General features: G+C 71.1%; 12 protein-coding genes and 2 pseudogenes. 7 read left to right on the top strand and 7 right to left on the bottom strand.

What is annotated here, in order from left to right; translation table 11 throughout:
* Positions 1–95: 95 nt before the first annotated feature.
* On the bottom strand, positions 96–1,721 hold the full coding sequence (locus KVT44_RS03225) for a multicopper oxidase family protein (RefSeq protein ID WP_217566009.1): 1,626 nt from the start codon (positions 1,719–1,721) through the stop codon (positions 96–98).
* A 738-nt stretch (positions 1,722–2,459) separates the two neighbouring features.
* Here KVT44_RS03225 and KVT44_RS57780 point away from each other — a divergent pair.
* The 3 genes and pseudogenes from KVT44_RS57780 to KVT44_RS03210 form a co-directional block, all read left to right on the top strand.
* Positions 2,460–2,732, top strand: a pseudogene (locus KVT44_RS57780) (heavy-metal-associated domain-containing protein); the annotation flags it as partial.
* Between the two features lie 902 nt (positions 2,733–3,634).
* Entirely contained in the window at positions 3,635–4,744 is a 1,110-nt protein-coding gene (gene rsgA, locus KVT44_RS03215) for a ribosome small subunit-dependent GTPase A (RefSeq protein WP_217566007.1), read from the top strand.
* Between the two features lie 458 nt (positions 4,745–5,202).
* Complete coding sequence (locus KVT44_RS03210; protein WP_217566253.1) at positions 5,203–6,603, top strand: bifunctional transcriptional activator/DNA repair enzyme AdaA; 1,401 nt, start codon at positions 5,203–5,205, stop codon at positions 6,601–6,603.
* A gap of 25 nt (positions 6,604–6,628) precedes the next feature.
* On the opposite strand, the pseudogene KVT44_RS03205 reads toward KVT44_RS03210, so the two are convergent.
* Both KVT44_RS03205 and KVT44_RS03200 read right to left on the bottom strand, forming a co-directional pair.
* Positions 6,629–7,117 (bottom strand): annotated as a pseudogene (locus tag KVT44_RS03205) (Type 1 glutamine amidotransferase-like domain-containing protein); the annotation flags it as partial.
* A 45-nt stretch (positions 7,118–7,162) separates the two neighbouring features.
* Complete coding sequence (locus KVT44_RS03200) at positions 7,163–7,531, bottom strand: PPOX class F420-dependent oxidoreductase (RefSeq protein ID WP_190171541.1); 369 nt, start codon at positions 7,529–7,531, stop codon at positions 7,163–7,165.
* 196 nt (positions 7,532–7,727) lie between these two features.
* Here KVT44_RS03200 and KVT44_RS03195 point away from each other — a divergent pair, with 196 nt between their 5' ends.
* Positions 7,728–8,975: an SGNH/GDSL hydrolase family protein gene (locus KVT44_RS03195; protein ID WP_217566006.1), complete on the top strand. Its 1,248-nt coding sequence runs from the start codon at positions 7,728–7,730 to the stop codon at positions 8,973–8,975.
* 3 nt (positions 8,976–8,978) lie between these two features.
* Here the strand turns inward: KVT44_RS03195 and KVT44_RS03190 are convergent, their stop codons facing one another.
* The 3 genes from KVT44_RS03190 to KVT44_RS03180 form a co-directional block, all read right to left on the bottom strand.
* Positions 8,979–11,291, bottom strand: coding sequence for a glycoside hydrolase family 95-like protein (locus KVT44_RS03190; RefSeq protein WP_217566005.1), 2,313 nt, complete (start codon positions 11,289–11,291; stop codon positions 8,979–8,981).
* 149 nt (positions 11,292–11,440) lie between these two features.
* Positions 11,441–11,923 (bottom strand): DUF456 domain-containing protein, encoded by a 483-nt coding sequence (locus KVT44_RS03185; protein WP_217566004.1) that lies wholly within the window; start codon positions 11,921–11,923, stop codon positions 11,441–11,443.
* A gap of 36 nt (positions 11,924–11,959) precedes the next feature.
* Complete coding sequence (locus tag KVT44_RS03180; protein ID WP_217566003.1) at positions 11,960–12,940, bottom strand: TrmB family transcriptional regulator; 981 nt, start codon at positions 12,938–12,940, stop codon at positions 11,960–11,962.
* Between the two features lie 476 nt (positions 12,941–13,416).
* Here KVT44_RS03180 and KVT44_RS03175 point away from each other — a divergent pair, with 476 nt between their 5' ends.
* From KVT44_RS03175 to KVT44_RS03165, 3 genes are all read left to right on the top strand, one after another.
* Positions 13,417–15,252: a protein phosphatase 2C domain-containing protein gene (locus KVT44_RS03175; RefSeq protein ID WP_217566002.1), complete on the top strand. Its 1,836-nt coding sequence runs from the start codon at positions 13,417–13,419 to the stop codon at positions 15,250–15,252.
* Between the two features lie 83 nt (positions 15,253–15,335).
* Positions 15,336–17,078 (top strand): pyruvate dehydrogenase, encoded by a 1,743-nt coding sequence (locus tag KVT44_RS03170; RefSeq protein ID WP_099920055.1) that lies wholly within the window; start codon positions 15,336–15,338, stop codon positions 17,076–17,078.
* Positions 17,079–17,557: 479 nt separating this feature from the next.
* The gene (locus KVT44_RS03165) at positions 17,558–18,040 is read left to right on the top strand and encodes an ATP-binding protein (RefSeq protein ID WP_229889189.1); all 483 of its coding nucleotides are present in this window, start codon (positions 17,558–17,560) and stop codon (positions 18,038–18,040) included.
* Between the two features lie 64 nt (positions 18,041–18,104).
* On the opposite strand, the gene KVT44_RS03160 is transcribed toward KVT44_RS03165, so the two are convergent.
* Positions 18,105–19,154: a DUF2637 domain-containing protein gene (locus KVT44_RS03160; protein WP_190171536.1), complete on the bottom strand. Its 1,050-nt coding sequence runs from the start codon at positions 19,152–19,154 to the stop codon at positions 18,105–18,107.
* Between the last annotated feature and the right edge of the window lie 33 nt (positions 19,155–19,187).

Genomic DNA, 19,187 nt, shown 5'->3' with positions numbered 1-19,187 from the left:
ATTACCCGCCCCAACAGAAGGCCCGGTCGTGGACGCTTCCAGGGCCGGCCCATCGTCACCTGATGAGCCGGCCCCGGAGGGCATGGAACGGTAGGTCAGGCCCGATAGGCCATGTTCGCCATCATCCCGGCCTCGCCGTGGTAGGCGTTGTGGCAGTGCAGCATCCACTGGCCCGGGTTGTCAGCGTCGAAATAGACGGACAGCTTCTTCTTCGGCAGCACGATCGCGGTGTCCTTGCGCGGCCCGAAAACACCGATCTGGTACGTGTGGCCGTGCAGGTGCATCGGGTGCCACATCTCGGTGTCGTTGATGAAGTCGAGCCGTACCCGCTGCCCCTCCTGGATGACGATCGGGTGCGCCTCGGGATCCTTCATGTCGAACGGCATCCCGTTGATGGCCCAGTCGTACCGCATCATGTTGCCGGTCAGCTTGATCTGGTGCGTGACGTCGGTCTTGGCGGACTTCAGGCGAACGTCATCGGCGGCACGCAACTGGGACGCCGTCATGATCATGCCGTCGAGTTCCTTCGGGCGGACGGACGCGGAAGGCTTACTCCCCGAGCCTGTACGCACCAGAGCCAGGCCGTTCGCGTTCTTGCCCTCGGCCAGGGCGACGAGAGGGAAGACCCCGTCGCCCAGGGTGACGAGGATGTCGTAGCGCTCACCCATGCCGACCAGCAGGGCGTCGACTTCCTGATGCTGGACCGCGAAGCCGTCGGTGTGAGTGATGGTCAGCTTGTGGCCGCCGAGGGCGACCCGGTAGGCGGTGTCCGAGCCGGCGTTGATGATCCGCAGCCGCACCTTCTTGCCTGGCTTGCCGGCATAGACGTCCGGGTCGGTCGCAACGCGGCCGTTGATCAGGTGATGCGGATACTTCACGTCGCCGGCGTCACCGCCGAGCAGCTCGCTAGTGGCACCCATGAGCATGAACTTCTTGCCCATGCCGCCCGACGAGGCGGAAGCCGAAGGCGATGCGGAGCCCATGTGCATCCCGCCCATGTCCCCCATGCTGTTGCCGGAGCTGCTGGGGTTCGAGCTGCCGCTCATGTCCATGCCGCTCATGTCACCCATGGCGGCCATACCTCGCTTGAGTTCGGTGAAGACCTCGTCGGGGGTGCCGGTGACGCCGTCGACCCAGTCGTCGAGCAGGAGCACCCACTCGTCGTCGTAGGCGAGGGTCTCCTTCGGGTCCTCGACGATCAACGGGGCGTACAGGCCGCGGTCAAGCTGGACGCCGATGTGCGGGTGGAAGAAGTACGTGCCCGGGGCGTCGGCGATGAACTTGTAGGTGAAGGTGGAGCCGGCCCGGACGGCGGTCTGGGTGGTGGCCGGTACGCCGTCCATGTCGTTGCGCAGGGCGATGCCGTGCCAGTGGATCGACGTGGTGGTCTTGCTCGGGAGCTGGTTGGACAGCTCGGCGACCAGGGTGTCGCCGACGGACAGCCGCACCTCCTTGCCCGGGGTTCGGCCGTCGAAGGCCCAGGTCTTGGGCATGACGCCGCCGCCCAGGTCGATCATTGCGGGCGCCGCGGTCAGGGTGAGCTTCTGCTGCCGTCCGGTGCTGGTCCGCTTCTTGTCGGCGGCGGCGACCGCCGAGTCGGACGGACTGACCAGGGCGTTGGAGCCACCGGAGCCGGAGCCGCCACTGCAGGCGGCGAGCGCGCCGGCGCCGGCGGCTCCGAGTCCGGCGAGCAGCACGGAGCGGCGGTTGATGCTGTTCATTTTTCGTTGTCCTCTGCTGTGCAACTGCGGATGTGGGCGCGGAAGCACGGCGCATCGAGCGCCGTCTCGCGCGGCCTAGATGCGCAGCTGAGAAAGGACGGACAGATCGGGCGGAGCTCGGCTCGCCACGGCGCCGGGTGCGTGCCCGGACAGCGGCTGAGGGAGCTTCACCGGTAGGGGAGACTCGCTGTGATCCGGTGCAACGAGTTGCACCGGGCCGACGCTCGCCGCGCTGCAGTGCTGCATCCCAGCCCCCGCGCACACATCGTCGTCGAGATGGTGCGTCGAGGAGTTAGAGAAGGACGGTGCCGCCGTGTCGGGCACGACGTGCGCGGCGCGGACTGTGGATGGCATGGCGGGCATCGGGGGAACCCAGACCGTGGGTACCTCATGATGGACAAGCACGGCCAGCGCGGTACACAGGGTGACGATCACCCCGTACGCCCAGCGGACGGCAGTGCCGCCGCTGCCGCGCCCTGCTCGCATCGCCATGAGACCACCTGTGCCGTGCCTGCCGATCAGTGGTTTCGCATCTTACCCCCAGGGGGTACCGGACGCTCGTGGCTCCTTGGCATGGCCGGCCGGCCCGAAGGGAGGCGTCGGCACGGCGACGCGGTGGCCCCCACGGCCAGTGACGCAGCGGTCTGCCGTGCTGCGAAAACCTCCCAAAGTCATGCACGGCCAGCGTGTGGACCCTGGACGGCCACGAGCCACGCGACGATATGGACAGCAGAGACCATGACCGACCAGAAGAACGCCGGCTCCTGCTGCTCCGCCGACGGTTTCTGCCACTCCGCCGCGCCGGACGCCCAGGGCAGCGGGGTGACCACCGTCTACATGGTGTCCGGCATGACCTGCGGCCACTGCGAGGGCGCGGTCTCACAGGAGATATCCGCGCTGGACGGCGTCACCACCGTCAAGGCCGTCGTCGAGACCGGCGAGGTGATCGTCACCTCCGCCGCCCCGCTCGACGAGGAGGCCGTCCGCGCCGCCGTCGACGAGGCCGATTTCGGCAAGCACCCGGGCGCCGGTGCGCGAGCCGAGTCCTGGAAAGCTGGTAATGATCTCGGCGTCCGGGTGCTGATCAAAAGTCTCCGGCGCAGCTTCGGCGAGTTCGTCCGCGCTGGTGCAGGCCGTCTCCAGTCTCCGCAGCAAGGTCGCCGTCTGCAGTCCCATCGCTTGTTCGACCAACGGGAGTTGGTGCATCTGCGGGGCGCGGAGGGTGGCATGGAGCCGCTCGGCTTCGGTCTCGTTGCTGCGTTTGCGACCGGCCTTCTTGATCAGAGAACGCACTTGGGCTCGGGTGAGAGCAGCCGCCTGGGCCGGGGTCGGAGCCGCGGCCAAAATGGTGCGGGCGATCGGCGAGCACAGTCCGCCCCGCAGCGGCTGGGTGGTGGTCGGGAAGGCTGGGGAAGTACTCGCGCAGGTGGGAGCGGAGCTTGTTGCCGGCCTGTGTTCGGTTCCAGACGGCGTCCGAGTTGGCCAAGCGATCGGCCTCGCCCGCATCGCGACGGACTCGAGCCGGAAGCTGAGTCAACAGGACAGATCAGCCCCTCTCATCACGGCACCCGGCACGGTCCCCGTGTGCAGACCCTCTGCCAGCGACACGCCGTGGGTGGTTACCGCACAAGGCTGGTGCGCCGATGGCGGCAGTAGCCAAGGAGCTGGACGGATCTATATTCCGTGGCGCTCGAGTGCGTACGTCTCTATGGTGTGTGCGAAGCGTGCGGTGGCCGGTGGCTGCCGCTGTCGGCCGAGTGAAGAGCAGGAGGTGTGACCGATGGCTGTCTTTGAGATGGGCGCTGCCCGCATCCAGAAGTTCATCAAGTCCACCTCCGTGGCCGCCGGCTGACCTTCCTCTTCTCTCCGCGCCCGAGCGCGCGTGCCGGGGCCGCCCTTGTGAAGGGTCTCCCTTGACTTCCGCTTTTCTCGCTTTCCCCTCTTCACCGTTCGCCGCGCTCGTTCCCTACGGCTGGGACGACGTCTGGGCGGAGGAGTTCGCCCCGTACGCCGCCGAAGGGCTGCTGGCCGGGCGGGTGATCCGGGTCGACCGCGGTCAGTGCGACGTGGTCACCACCGACGGGGTGCTGCGCGCGGACACCGCGTTCGTGACGCCGAACGATCCGATGCGGGTCGTGTGCACCGGGGACTGGGTCGCCGTCGAGCCCGCGGGCAACCCGCGCTACGTGCGTACGTGTCTGCCGCGCCGTACCGCCTTCGTACGCTCCACCTCATCCAAGCGATCCGAGGGGCAGATCCTCGCGGCCAACGTCGACTACGCCGTCGTCGCCGTGTCCCTCGCCCTGGAACTCGACCTCGGCCGCGTCGAACGATTCCTCGCGCTGGCCTGGGAGTCCGGTGCGCAGCCCCTGGTCGTCCTCACCAAGGCCGACCTCGTGCCCGACGCGGCGACGCTCGGACACCTCGTCCAGGACGTCGAGAAGACGGCGCCCGGGGTCCCGGTGCTGCCGGTCAGCTCCAGCGCCGGGGAGGGGCTGGACGTACTCGCGGCGGTGCTGTCGGGCGGCACGTCCGTCCTCCTCGGACAGTCCGGCGCGGGCAAGTCGACCCTCGCCAACGCACTGATCGGCGAGGACGTGATGGACGTACGGGCCGCGCGTGACGTGGACGGCAAGGGCCGCCACACCACGACGACCCGCAACCTGCTCGCCCTCCCCGGCGGGGGTGTCCTCATCGACACGCCCGGACTGCGCGGGGTCGGCCTCTGGGACGCCGAGACCGGCGTCGGGCAGGTCTTCTCCGAGATCGAGGGACTCGCCGCCGACTGTCGCTTCCACGACTGCGCGCACGAAGCGGAGCCCGGCTGTGCGGTGCTTGCCGCCGTCGACTCCGGCGTCCTTCCCGAACGCCGTCTCGCCAGCTATCGCAAGCTGCTGCGGGAGAACCAGCGGATCGTCGCGAAGACGGATGCGCGGGTGCGGGCGGAGATTCGACGGGACTGGAAGCGGAAGGGGGCGGAGGGGAGGGCGGCGATGGACGCCAAACGGGGACGTTGGCACTGAGCCCACGCGGAAGGGGGGTCCGGGGCTGCGCCCCAGGCCCCCCTGGGGCCGGTGGGGCCGATCGCGCAGTTCCCCGCGCCCCTTGAGGGTGGGGCTTCGCCCCCACGTCCCCCGCCCGACCGAAGTTCTTTGGGTGGCGGCTGGTGGGGGTTGGCCGCGCAGTTCCCCGCGCCCCTGAGGCGGGGGCTTCGCCCCGCGTCCCTCGCCCGCCCTATTCGTTTGGCTGCGGGTCCGGTGGGGGCTGGTCGCGCAGTTCCCCGCGCCCCTGAGGGGCGCTGCGCGCATCTTTCAGCCCGTCCGGCGTTTGAGGACGAGGCCGTTCAGGCCGATGCGGGGGTCCAGGGGGCGGAGCCCCCGGTGGGGTTGAAGGGGCGGAGCCCCTGGGGATGGGTTGGGTAGGGGCGGCGGGGGCGGAATCAGGTTTTGGTTTGAGTGCTGTGTCTGAAAGCCGCCAGTCGATGGGGTGGGGGCGGCGCAGACTGGTGGGTGTGATTGACGCGGAGACCAGGTACGAGGCGGTGCGGAGCAGGGACGCCCGGTTTGACGGGGAGTTCTTCTTCGCGGTGGAGACGACCGGGATCTACTGCCGGCCCAGCTGCCCGGCGGTGACGCCGAAGCGGCAGAACGTGCGGTACTACACGACGGCCGCCGCGGCGCAGAGCTCGGGCTTCCGAGCCTGCCGCAGATGCCGCCCGGACGCCGTACCCGGCTCCGCGGAGTGGAACGTGCGGGCCGACGTCGTAGGGCGCGCCATGCGACTCATCGGGGATGGCGTGGTCGACCGGGAGGGGGTCGGAGGGCTTGCCGTCCGGCTCGGATACAGCGCCCGCCAGGTGCAGCGGCAGCTCACCGCGGAGGTCGGCGCGGGCCCCGTCGCCCTCGCCCGCGCCCAGCGCGCCCACACCGCCCGCGTCCTGCTCCAGACCACCGGCCTGCCGATCACGGAGATCGCGTTCGCGGCCGGGTTCGCCAGCGTCCGGCAGTTCAACGACACGATCCGCGCGGTGTACGCCTCGACGCCGAGCGAACTGCGCGCGGCCGCCGCACCACGGGGCGGGACCGGAACCCGGCGCACCGTCACCCCCACCGCCGGGATCCCCCTGCGCCTCGCCCACCGGGGCCCGTACCAGTCCACCGCCGTCTTCGACCTGCTCGCCCAGGAGGCGGTCCCGGGCGTCGAGGACATCGACGGCACCCCCGGCCGTCGTACGTACCGCCGCACCCTCCGCCTCCCGTACGGCACCGGAATCGTCGCGGTGGACGAACGCTCGCGCGGCTGGCTCGACGCCCGGCTCCACCTCACCGACCTGCGCGACCTCACCACCGCCGTCCAACGCCTGCGCCGGCTGTTCGACCTCGACGCCGATCCGTACGCCGTCGACGAGCGGCTGGGCGCCGATCCCCGGCTGGCCCCGCTGGTCGCCGCGCGCCCCGGCCTGCGCTCGCCGGGTGCCGCCGATCCGGACTGGCTGGCCGTGCGCGCGCTGGTGGGGCGGGCGGAGGCCGAGCGGCTGGTGCGGCGGTACGGGAAGGCGCTGGACGCCCCGAGCGGCACGCTCACCCATGTGTTCCCGGAGCCTGCCGTCCTCGCGGAGGCCGAGCCGGACGGCCCCCTCGGCGCGCTCACCACCGCCCTCGCCGACGGCACCCTGCGGCTGGACGCGGGCGCGGAGCGCGACGAGGCGCAGGAGGCGCTGCTGGCGTTGCCGGGGCTGGACGGCCGTACCGCCGCCGAAATCCGTACGCGCGCGCTCGGCGACCCCGACGTGGTGCCGCCGGGGGTGGATGTGCCGGACGCGTGGCGTCCGTGGCGCTCGTACGCCGTTCAACACCTCAGGGCGGCCGGGGAGTTGGAGTGAAGCCGCGGGGCTGCCGTCGGGAACGTCAGTGTCGCGGTGCCGGGAGCAGGCGCGGTTCCACGCGCTCCTCGACCGCCCGGTCCCCCTCGCGCCGGACGACGTACGCCCCCTTGCCCGGTGTCTCGCTGACGGTCTCGACGAGTTCGGTGCCGCGGTAGACGAGGCCCACGCCGTCGTCGGTGCAGTGGCTGAGCGGCAGCGTGCCCTCGGCGACGAGCCGGTGGACCAGGGGGCGGCGGCCGGGGTCGGTGTCGTAGTGGACGCCGTTGCCGTACGGCAGGAAGCCGAGACCGTTGGTGAGCGGGCGCAGTTCGGGGCCGAAGGAGTCGGTGGTGCCGCCCTGGAACCAGCAGATCGATCCGGCGCTCACCCCGCTGAGGACGACCCCGGCCCGCCACGCGCGACGGAGGATCGCGTCCAGTCCGTGCACGCGCCACACGGCGAGCAGGTTCGCCACCGAACCGCCCATCACCCACACCACGTCCTGCTCCAGCACCGCCGCCTCGATGTCATGGCGGTCATGGTCGGTGACCCTACCAAGCGCCGTCGAGGGCCCCGGTCAGTCCTCCAGGCCCCAGCTGTGGATGCGCCGGGGATGGATACGGATCAGCTCCTCGCTGAAGTGCGGACCCAAGTCGTGGGGGCCGGTGAGGAGTTCGGCCTCGCCCCGGATGTCGATGCCGCGCACCTTCCACGGCTGGTGGCTGACGATGTCGTCGACGACGAGCGCCACCTTCGGGTTCTTCTGCAGGTTGCGCCACTTCTTCGTGGTGCCCATCGCGTAACCGCCGATCAGGATCGTCCCGTCGTCCTGCGGGAAGAAGCCGACGGGGTTCGCCTGCGGCTGCCCGTGGGCGTCGACGGTCGCCAGCCGACCCAGCCGCTGTGTGGTGAGGTAGGCGCGTTCCGCCTCGCTGAATTCGGTCATGGATGCAGCCAAACACGCCGGTGCGCGGACCGCATCGGGTCCTGGTCCTAGGTCTCCCGTCCCAAAGAGGTTCGGACGTCGCTCTGTTCGGGACGATCGAACGATAGGTCCTACGAATCGGTGGTGCGGGTGAGTGAGCACGGCCAACGGTGTGACCTTTCGTTGACCGGCCCGAGGGGCAGGGAAGCGATACCGCATGACCCGCGTGATCAAGGCTCGCCATCTCTTCACCGCCCTGGTGGCCGTTCTGGCGCTCGTCCCGCCGGCCGCGAGCGCCGATGCGCGGTCCACCCCCCTCACCGGCCACGGCCGCGACGACGACGAGGCCCGCTGGACCGGCACCTGGGAGACCGCCCCCTCCGGAACCGCCCCCGCCCTGCCCGGCGCCTCGATCCGCAACGTCGTACACACCAGCGTCGGCGGCAGCGACGCCCGCGTCCGCGTCTCCAACCGGCTCGGCACCGCGCCGCTCCAACTCGACGCCGTCACGGTCGCGTTGCAGGAGTGGGACAGGCCCATGAGCCCGAACGCCGCCCCGGGGTCGCTGCGCGTCGCCACGTTCGCCGGCCGCCGATCCGTGACGGTCCCCGTGGGGCAGGACATGGTCAGCGACCCCGTCGACCTCCCGATCCCCGCCGACGCCAACCTCCTGATCTCGGTCCACACCCCCGCCGACTCCGGCCCGGCGACCTACCACCGTTCCGCATTCCAGGCCAACTTCCTGGCCCGCGAAGGGGACAGGACCGCCGACGAGCCCGGCACCGCGTACACCGTCACCCTCGACAACTGGTACTACGTGACCGGCGTCGACGTACTCGGCGCTCCCGCCGCGGGCAGCGTGGTCGCGCTCGGGGACTCCCTCACCGACGGCACCGGCTCGACGTACAGCGCCAACCGCCGCTGGCCCGACCTGCTCGCCGCCCGTCTCCGCACGCTCCCCGCGCACCGCCGGCTCGGTGTCCTCAACGCGGGGATCTCCGGAAACCGCCTCCTGCTGGAGAACGGTGGCCCGAGCGCACTGACCCGCCTCGACGCCGACGCGCTCTCCCGCGCCGGGGTGCGCGCGGTGATCGTGCTGGAGGGCATCAACGACATCAAGGGCACGCCCGAGCAGACGGATTCCCTCGCCATCGAGGACGCGTACCGCCGGATCGTGGAGCGCGCCCACGCCCGCGGGATCCGGGTCGTCGGCGCCACGATCACCCCGTACGGCGGGTACAGCGCCTATACGGAGCGCCGTGAGGCGGTCCGGCTGACGGTCAACGCCTTCATCCGCAACGCCGATCTCTTCGACGCGGTCGTGGACTTCGACGCCGCCGTCCGCGACCCGGCCGACCCGCACCGCATCCTCCCCGCCTACGACCCCGGCGACCACCTCCACTTCAACGACTCGGGGATGCAGGCGCTGGCCGACGACATCGACCTGGACGAACTCCTGCGCTAGGACCTAGGCGGGCAGCCCCCACCGGGGAGCGTCCGCGTTCGGTCGTACCGGCGTGACGGTCAGGTCCGGGCGGTCGCCCTTTGCGGTGATCAGCGCCGACTCGCCGCGACGCAGGCTGACCTGGATCGTCCCGTCGCCCACCGTCTCGTACCGCAGCGGCCGTCCCCGCCCGTCCCGCACGTCGATCGCGCCCGTGATGCCGTGCCGTACGACGCAGGGCGCGCCCGCCTCGCTGACCAGCCGGACCCAGCGGGTCACGCCGCCCTTCCGTACCGCGCTGAGCAGAAAGGCGCCCTGGGTGCGGAAGTCGTGGACCGTCAGGTCCGCCCAGGCGGCGGGCAGGGCGGGGAAGACGCGGACGACGCCGCCCCAGGACTGGCAGACCATGTCGTGCAGGGACTGGGCGGCCGACAGTGGGGTCTCGATGACCGGGCCCGACTCCTTGTACATGGTGTTGGGCTGGATGAAGCGGGTCATGAGCTGGCCGAGGTACTTGAGAGCGTCCTCGCCCTTGCCGAGCAGCGCGGACATCGAGGCGGCGCCCGTGAAGGTGTAGCCCTGAAGGGCGCCCTCGAAGCCCACCCAGTGCGCCAACGACTTCTCGATCAGGGCCCGTTCGTCGGGAGTGCGGCCGGTCAGCTCGTACAGCGGGTACACCGCGAGCAGATGCGAGTAGTGCCGGTGCGACTTCGCGAAGGGGATGTCCGCGCCGATCATGAAGCCGTTGGCGTCGGTCGGGTACGCCACCCGCTTGGCCAGCACCTCGCGCCAGCGCGGCGCCAACTCGTCGTCGACGCCGAGGAGTTCGGCCGACTCCAGCAGGGTGCGGCACCCCCAGGTCAGCAGCATCAGGTCGTAGTTGCAGTCGCGCGAGTTGCCGCCGTACTCGGGGGAGAAGGTGGCGGGCAGGTGCAACTTCCCGTCCGTGCCCGGCTCCAGGAAGTGCAGGTAGTAGTTGACCGCCTTGCGCAGCAGGGGGAAGAGGACGTCCCGCAGGATCGACTCGTCCATGGTGTGGCGGTAGCTGAGCCAGACGTTGTGCAGGGCCCAGGTGAGGTTGCCGACCTCGGGAGTGGGCGGGTCCTGGCCGGGGATGCCGACGCCGTAGCCGGTGAGGGTGCCCGCCGCGCCGTTGACGAGCTGCGGGTCCGTGGTGCGCGGGATGCCGAGCGAGTCGGCGCGGTACCGGTCCGACACCTCCTTCGACAGATTGCCCCGGAACTCGCTCAACGCCCGGGTCACGGCGTCGAGTTCGAGGTGGTTCGAGCCGTGGATCAGCCAGTACTCCAGCTGGACGTTGAGGTTCCACCAGGTGTTGGGCCAGGGCGTGGACTCCAGCCAGGGGCCGCTGGTCGCCATCACGGGCGCGTCCCGCCGGGCCGCCGACGCCGTCTTGTAGAGCTGGATCCAGTAGAAGCGCTGGACGCGTGCGTCGGGGAGGGAGAGGAAGCTCTTGCGGTAGTAGGCGTGCCACCAGGCGCGATGGGTTCCGGCCAGCAGGTCGTACGGCAGCGCCGACGCCCCGCGCACGGTGGCGAGCGCCCGGCCCAGCGCCGTGGACTTGGGATACGAGTGCGCGACATGCACGTACAGGCATCGTGTCCTGCCCCGCGTCCGCTCCCGCCACGCCGTCACATGCTGACCACCCGACAGCAGGGGCTGTACGGCGGTGGAGACGCCGTCGTGCGTGGCGAGCTCGGCGGGCGGGTTGCCCTGGTAGCCGTCCGGGAGGGGCTTGAAGTCGGCGCGCGGGCTGATCGCGTCCGCCGGGTGGAAGACCCAGCGGAAGTCGCGCTCGCCCTCGCTCGGGGTCACCTCGACGGCGAGGACCGAGCGGGAATTGTGCACCAGGGCGCGGAGCGTGAGGGTGCCCTTGTCCGTGGTGAGCGTGCCGGTCAGTTCGGCGTCGCGCAGGCCGAGCCGCCAGTCCAGGCCCGTGATCGCGCCGACCGGCTCCAGCGTGAACCAGCCGATGGGCAGGCGGGCGAGGCCGAAGAGGGAGCCGAACTCGGGGCGGTGGTCCTGCACCTGCGAGTGCTGGACGTTGAAGCGCACAGCCGAGAAGGAACCGGTCTCCGCGCCCGGTTCGGCGTAGATCCCGGAGCCGAGGAAACCGTTGCCGAGGTAGGGGCCCTCGTACCAGGTCTTCGGCATCCGCTGCCAGACCAGATCGGCGTCGTCGAGGACCGTACGCCAGGGGTCGGAGGTGTCCGCGTGATCGGCCGCCCGGGCCTGGGCGGGCAGGCCTCCGGCGAGCAGGGTGCCGCCGAGGGCGGATCCGGTGGCGAGGACGGTACGTCTGGACGGGCTGGGCATGCGGGTGCCTCCAGGCGGCTCTAGCGACTGCACTTCGGGCGATTCATCGATTCATCGGAGCTATCCCGCGATGCAACGTAGAGAAGTGGCTGCAGCCCGTCAATATGAAGGGAGAGATCCGATGTGTTGCCTGTGCTGACAAGCGTGGGTCAGCCCCAGATCACCGTGGCCAGCCATGCGGCCGTGACCAGCAGGCAGGCGAACAGCTCCGTCAGGACGTTCCAGCCGCCCGACCGCATGACCGTCCCCACCGCCGCCTTCGCCGGGCCGTGCCCGCCCAGCCGGGGCCGTTCGTAGAGGTAGATCCCGCCGAGGAAGCCCGCGACCGCGCCGACCACCGGCAGCAGAATGAAACCGAGGACTGCCCCGACCCCGGCGTACACGCCCATTCGGGGAGTGGCCCCGGCCTCCCGGAGCCGTCGGGGCGGCAGCCCCCAGCGGACCGCCTGGGCCAGCACCAGGACCACGGTCGCGCCCACCAGTACGCCCCAGGTGAGGGCCCGTGGGTCGGTCAGGGCCCACCACAGGACCGCGGCCCAGACGAGCCACGACCCCGGCACACCGGGCACCAGTACTCCGCACAGGCCGAGCACGATCACCACGCCGACCAGCAGGAGTTCCCACGCTCCCATCTGCCCAGGGTGACTGAGCGGGCGCGAAAGCGCAGGTCAGTCGCGGGCCACCCAGCCCTTCTCGTAGGCGTGCCAGCCCAGCTGGAGCCGGGTCGTGACGCCCGCCAGCTCCATCAGCCGCTTCACCCGGCGCTGTACGGTCCTGAGGCCCAGGTCGAGCTGTTTGGCGACGCTCGCGTCGGTCAGCCCGGCCAGCAGCAGGGAGAGGATCTCCAGGTCGGTGACGTCGGGGCCGTCCGGCTCCTGCTCCATGACACCCCGGCTGCCGAGCCGCAGCGGCAGCGCGTCCCGCCACGCCGACTCGAACAGACCCGACAGCAGCTCCAGGAGCCCGCTGGCGTGCACGACGAGGGCGGCGGGCTCCGCGGTGTGCGAGGTGAGCGGCACCATCGCGAGCGTCCGGTCGGCGATCACCAGCTTGGTCGGCACCTTGTCCACGACCCGTACCTGCTCGTCGCGGCTGAGCGCGGCGGACAGTTCGGTGAGGCCGGTGGGCTGGTCGAGTACGGCGCGTTCGAGCACCACGCGGTAGCCGACGCCCCGTCCCGCGGCCTGTTCCTCCGCGTCGTTGTCCATCCCGGAGACCACCATCGGGTTCCCGGTGACCAGCGCGCACACCTCCGTGGCCGCGCCGAGCTGGAGCTGGAGGAACCGCTGGGTGACCGCCGCCGCTCCGATCACCACCTCCACCAGGTCGTGCACGGCGGGTTCGGTGGCCTGGGCGCGGTACTCCTCGGCGAGCAGGGCGGCCGCCAGTTCCGCCTTCTCCAGCTCGTGCCGCTGCTGGGTGAGCAGGGCGCCGAGGGCGACGCCGGGCGGCGCCGCGACCCAGCGTCCCGGGCGGCCCGAGGACTGGGCCGCGAGACCGTGCCGCTCCAGTCGGCGCAGGGCGCGCTCGGTGTCGTGCTCGCCGAGCGTGAGCCGCCGCGCGAGGTCGGGCACGTCGGCGGCGCCCACGGACACCAGTGCCCGGTACGCCGACTCGTGCGTCTCGTCCAGACCTATCGCTCCCAGCATGCGGCGATGCCCTCCCCAAATCCCGTTCCGGCCGTGACCTGGCGGAAATCAGCCACGGCGCAAACCCGCCTCGGCACATCATCGCCGCAGCACCCGTAACTCTGCCAAGCTCACGGCACCGCGGCAGCAACAGCCGCCCTTAATGCCCGGCTTGGGTCAGACCGGCCTGCGCGGACGCGGGCGGAGTGATCTTGGGAGTGGCGCCTTGGGGAGCGCGGCAACGCGCGTCACAGGGGAACCTCAGGGAAGCAGGTCACACTCAGGGCGCCGCCGGGCGGTTCTCCCGTGGGGGGTGGGATCGTCCGGCGGCTTCGACGCGGCGTCCACTTCGACGCGATGTCCGACCTTTCGTCAACCCTCCTCACCCATACGACCGTTCGATACGTCACCCGACATGCCGTTCGACTACCAGTCCCGTGGCCGGTTTTTCCGGATGCCCCGTTTTCATCCGGCTCTCGCGGTGGACAATTAGGGGCATGAGCCAGCAGGGGGAGAGGCCTACCGGTCACGAGGACGACTGGTGGGGTCAGCTGTACGACGCCACCGGGGACACGGGGCCCACGCCCGCGGCCGATTCCCTCGACGACCGCTTCGCGTCGGCCGCGGGGACGGTGGGATCGGGGACCGCGCCACCCGAGCCGGACGGGTCTCCCGTCGTCCCTGAGCAACGGGGCGGCGGCGCCACCCCGCGCGGCGAGGCACTGGGCCGGCGCCTCGCCCGCTGGGACCGCGAGCCCCGGTCCGACCCACCGGACGGCTTCCTCGACCCGACACGGCCCGCCGAGAACCTGCCCCCCTCGACGAGCGCGGACGCCGCCCCGGACCCCTCGGAGATCGAGGACGCCGTCCCTTCGGGGAGCGGGGAGGATGTCGGTCGCTCGGGGAGTGGGGAGGATTCCGGTCCCTTGTGGAGCGGCGGGGGCCGCGACTCCTCGCGGAGTGGCGGGGACCCGGGCCTTTCGTGGAGGAGCGGGTACCCGGGCCCCTCCGGGAGCGGAGAGGATCCCGGCCCCCCGTCGGCCGATGCGGAGCCCGGCCCTTGGTGGAGCAGCGAGGCCACCGGTTTCTCTCGGAGTGGTGTGGATCCTCGCTCCTCGGCGGGTGGCGAAGAGCCCTTGCCTCCTTGGGAACCCCCGCCCGCCGAACCGCCGCCCCCCGCGACCTTTCCGCCGGGACCGACGCCGCCCGGGTTCCACACCGAGTCGCTCCATGGCCGTACGTCCAAGGAATCGCCCGGCGCGGCGGTGCCGCCGCGCCCCACCGCGCCGCCGGATCCCGCCCCGCCCGGCGCGGCCGCCCCCGTGGACGCCCTCCCCGAGCCGGTCCTCACCGTCCCCCACCAGCCACCCCCCGTCGACTACGTCGGTTCGGGCCCGCCCACCTACGACGCCGAGCCCACCGCCCTCCCGCCCGCCGATCCGGACGACCTCGACGACCTGATCGCCGACACCGTCCTGGACGGGGCGCGCTACGGGGCGAGCACCCTGCGCGCGGCCTCCGTGCGCGGCGACTCCGCGCGCTTCAGGGGCGAGCCCCGCCGGGACTCCCTGCTCACCGCCCGCTTCGGAGCGGGCGAACACGCGCTGGTGCTGGTGGCGATGGCGACCGGCGCCCGGGCGACCCCCGGCGCGCACCGGGCGGCGGCCGAGGCGTGCCGGTGGATCGGGCGCGCCGTGGGCCGCAGCCACGCGCGGCTGGCCGAGGACATAAGGGCGGCCCGTCGCGGCGACCTGAAGTCGGGCCTGCACCGGCTCACCGACCGCAGTCTCGGCAAGCTGCGCGCGAGCGCCGCCGAACAGGGCATCGAACCCGAGGAGTACACCGCCGGGCTGCGCTGCCTGCTGCTCACCGGGGACCCCGAGTGCCGTACACGCGTCTTCTTCGGAGTCGGCGCCGGCGGCCTGTTCCGGCTGCGGGACGGCGAGTGGCAGGACATCGAGCCGCGGGTCGCCGAGACCACCGGTGAGGCCGTGGTCGGCTTCGGATCGCTGCCGCACGAGACCCCCGAGGGCGACCGGCTCACCATGGACCTGGGCATCACCACGCCCCCGAGCCCGTACGAAGCGGCCCCCGAACCGCCCCGCGAACCCTTCCGTTTCCGCGCCTCCGTCGCCCGACCGGGTGACACGCTGCTGCTGTGCACCGGCGGCCTCGCGGAGCCCCTGCGCGGGGAGCCGCAGTTCTGCGAGCACCTGACGGAACGGTGGTCGGCGGCCGAGCCGCCCGGCCTCGCCGCGTTCCTCGCCGACACCCAGGTGCGGGTCAAGGGATACGCCGACGACCGGACCGTCGCGGCCGTTTGGGAGGCGTAACGGCGCGCTGTGTGAATTCATGGACCCGACGGATGAACCAAGGGACCCGCGGGATCCATGGATCACAAAGAGGTGCGTGCAGCATGGCCAAGCAGAACGTCGCCGAGCAGTTCGTCGACATCCTCGTCCGCGCGGGCGTCAAGCGCCTGTACGGCGTCGTCGGCGACAGCCTCAACCCGGTGGTGGACGCGATCCGGCGCAACGCGGCGATCGACTGGATCCACGTCCGGCACGAGGAGACGGCTGCCTTCGCCGCGGGCGCCGAGGCCCAGATCACCGGCAAGCTCGCCGCCTGCGCCGGCTCCTGCGGCCCCGGCAACCTCCACCTCATCAACGGTCTGTACGACGCCCACCGCTCCATGGCCCCGGTCCTCGCCCTCGCCTCGCACATCCCCTCCAGTGAGATCGGACTCGGCTACTTCCAGGAGACCCACCCGGACCAGCTCTTCCGCGAGTGCAGTCACTACAACGAGATGATCTCCAACCCGAAGCAGATGCCGAGGCTGCTGCAGACCGCCATCCAGCACGCGGTGGGCCAGTCGGGTGTCAGCGTCGTCTCCCTCCCCGGCGACATCGCCTCCGAGCCCGCCCCGGACAAGGCCCTGGAGACCGCCCTCGTCACCTCCCGGCCCACGGTCCGCCCCGGCGACGCCGAGATCGACAAGCTCGTCGCGATGATCGACGAGGCCGACAGAATCACGCTCTTCTGCGGCAGCGGCACGGCGGGCGCGCACGCCGAGGTCATGGAGTTCGCGGAGAAGATCAAGTCCCCGGTCGGACACGCGCTGCGCGGCAAGGAGTGGATCCAGTACGACAACCCGTACGACGTCGGTATGAGCGGTCTGCTCGGCTACGGCGCCGCCTACGAGGCCACCCACGAGTGTGACCTGCTGATCCTGCTCGGCACCGACTTCCCGTACAACGCCTTCCTCCCGGACGACGTCAAGATCGCCCAGGTCGACGTCCGGCCCGAGCGCCTGGGCCGCCGGTCCAAGCTGGATCTGGCGGTGTGGGGCGATGTGAAGGAGACCCTGCGCTGTCTGACGCCCCGGGTGAAGCCCAAGGGGAACCGTCGTTTCCTCGACAAGATGCTGAAGAAGCACGCGGACGCGCTCGAGGGTGTCGTCAAGGCGTACACGCGCAAGGTCGAGAAGCACGTGCCGATCCACCCGGAGTACGTGGCCTCCGTCCTCGACGAACTCGCCGACGAGGACGCGGTGTTCACGGTCGACACCGGGATGTGCAACGTGTGGGCGGCCCGCTACATCTCGCCCAACGGCCGCCGCCGGGTCATCGGTTCGTTCTCGCACGGTTCGATGGCGAACGCGCTGCCGATGGCGATCGGGGCCCAGTTCACCGACCGGGGTCGGCAGGTCGTCTCGATGTCGGGAGACGGCGGGTTCGCCATGCTGATGGGCGACTTCCTCACCCTCGTCCAGTACGACCTGCCGGTGAAGGTCGTCCTCTTCAACAACTCCGCCCTGAGCATGGTCGAGTTGGAGATGCTGGTCGCGGGGCTGCCCTCGTACGGGACCACGAACAAGAACCCCGACTTCGGGGCCGTCGCGCGCGCGTGCGGGGCGTACGGCGTGCGCGTCGAGAAGCCCAAGGACCTCACCGGCGCCTTGAAGGCCGCCTTCAAGCACAAGGGCCCCGCCCTCGTCGACGTCGTCACCGACCCCAACGCCCTGTCCATCCCGCCGAAGATCAGCGCGGAGATGGTGACCGGGTTCGCCCTGTCGGCGTCGAAGATGGTCCTGGACGGGGGCGTCGGCCGGATGGTGCAGATGGCCCGCTCCAACCTGCGCAACGTGCCGCGTCCTTGACCGTTCCCTCGGCCCGCCACCGAGCTCCGTAAGTGGAGCGGCGACACCACCACCGGACTCGGGCCGCCGCGCCGACTCCCCGTCGAGTACGGCCATACCCGCAGCCGAGAGTCGGTAGATGGGCCGAGCGCCCGCGGTCAACACGTCGCCCGGGAGGGGGAGGCGCCGGGTGGTGCGGGTCCGCCGGGTGCGCCGCCGCCGTGCGCCGGGGCCGAACCGTGCGCCTCAACAGGCGTTGAGCAGGGCAAGCAGGGCTTTCCCCGGGGCGGATCGCCGTCGCGCGGGCCGGCCCCGGAGAGCCCTGGCGTACGGGCGGAGGCGCCCCATGAGCCGCCGTTGCGGCGCGACGCCGTGCTTCCGCTCGGGATTGGCTGGTGGTTGACCATTCGACATGACTGCCGCGTCCCCGATGGGGCATGGATTCCCGTGAACATGTTCGATCAGGAGGGGAACCCGACATCGGCATGCAGGCGGGGGTCATGAAGAGGCAGGTACGAGGGGGCGGTCCCGTGGCCATCGGGGCCTCCTCGGCACAGGCAGTGGAGGAAGAAGCGACCGACGGTACGAGGGACCCGGCCGCCGCGCAGCTCAGGCGGCGGCTGGCCAGGGCCGATCTACGGGCGGTGCCAGAGGCCCGCAGAGCGCTGAGGGAACTCTTACGGCACTGGGGGAAGCCGGAGAAGTCCGAGATAGCCGAGTTGCTGACCAGCGAACTCGTCACCAACGCCCTCATCCACACCGACCATGACGCGGTCCTGACGGCCACCGTCGGACCCCGCGGACTCCGCGTGGAGGTAAGGGACTTCGTGGGACGCAGGCCCAGACTGCGGGTACCGATCGCCGACGACGGTACGCACGGCAGAGGCCTCGTCCTGGTCCAGTCACTCGCGGACGCCTGGGGGGTACGCCCCCACGGCGTGGGCAAGTCGGTCTGGTTCGAACTGGACGGCGGCGCGGTGTAGTCACCGCGCCGCCGTAATTCCTGTCCGGGGTCCGGCCGTTCAACGGCCGGACCACCCCGGTGTCTCAGCCGAACTGCTGCTCCAGGTCCTTGAGCTTGCGCTCCAGGGAGTCGAGTCGCGGCAGGGCCATGGTGTCGTCCTCCGCGGTGAGATCGACGGTGATCGGGTCACCACTCTTGCGGACGGGCTGAAGGGAGGGCCGTGAGCGTACGGGCAGCTCCGGCGCTATGGCAGGCTCCGCGGTGGCCTGCGCGGGAGCACGCTCCACGGTCGTCTCCAGCTGCTGCCGGCCACCGCCGCCACCACCACGGCCGGGCAGGCCCCGGTGACCGCGGCTGAGCGCCTTGAGGTGCGCCCGCTCGACCCGCTCCTCGTTGCGCCGACGCAGACGGTTCTGCTCCTTCTGGCGCTTGTCCTCGCGGACCTCCTCGACCGCCTCGTCCAGCGTGCGGACGTTCTCCAGGAGCATCAGCGACCAGGCGCTGTACGTCTCGCGGGGCGCGCGCAGCCAGCGGACGATACGGATCTGCGGCAGCGGACGCGGGACCAGGCCCTGCTCACGCAGCGCGGCACGGCGGGTCTGCTTCAGCGCCCGGTCGAACAGCACGGCGGCCGACAGGGACATGCCCGCGAAGAACTGGGGAGCGCCCGAGTGGTCCACACCGCGCGGAGCGTGCACCCAGTTGAACCAGGCGGCGGCACCGGCGAAGGTCCACACGAGTATCCGGGAGCCGAGCGCCGCGTCACCGTGGCTGGCCTCGCGCACGGCGAGGACGGAGCAGAACATGGCCGCGCCGTCCAGACCGAACGGGACGAGGTACTCCCAGCCGTCGGTGAGTCCGAGGTTCTGCTGGCCGAAGCCGACGAGGCCGTGGAAGGAGAGCGCCGCGGCGACCGCGGCACAGCAGAAGAGCAGCACATAGGAGGCCGTGCCGTAGACGGCTTCCTTACGCCTGCGACGCTCCTCGCTGCGCTCCCACGAGTCGTCGTTGCTGCCGCTCGTGTTCTCCCCGGACCGCTTGCTGCGCGCGAGCACCGCCACCGCCGCCAGCAGTCCCAGGAGCAAAACGGCGCCCGGAAGCAGCCAGTTCAGCGATATGTCGGTCAATCTCATCTGGGGTCCCTTGCATTGGGATAGGGCGTAACG

The organism is Streptomyces sp. GbtcB7, from assembly GCF_019091445.1.
GTDB classification, from domain to species: Bacteria; Actinomycetota; Actinomycetes; order Streptomycetales; family Streptomycetaceae; genus Streptomyces; species Streptomyces mirabilis.
The sequence above is the reverse complement of the archived record's forward strand: the minus strand, read 5'-3'. Positions and strand labels throughout refer to the sequence as shown.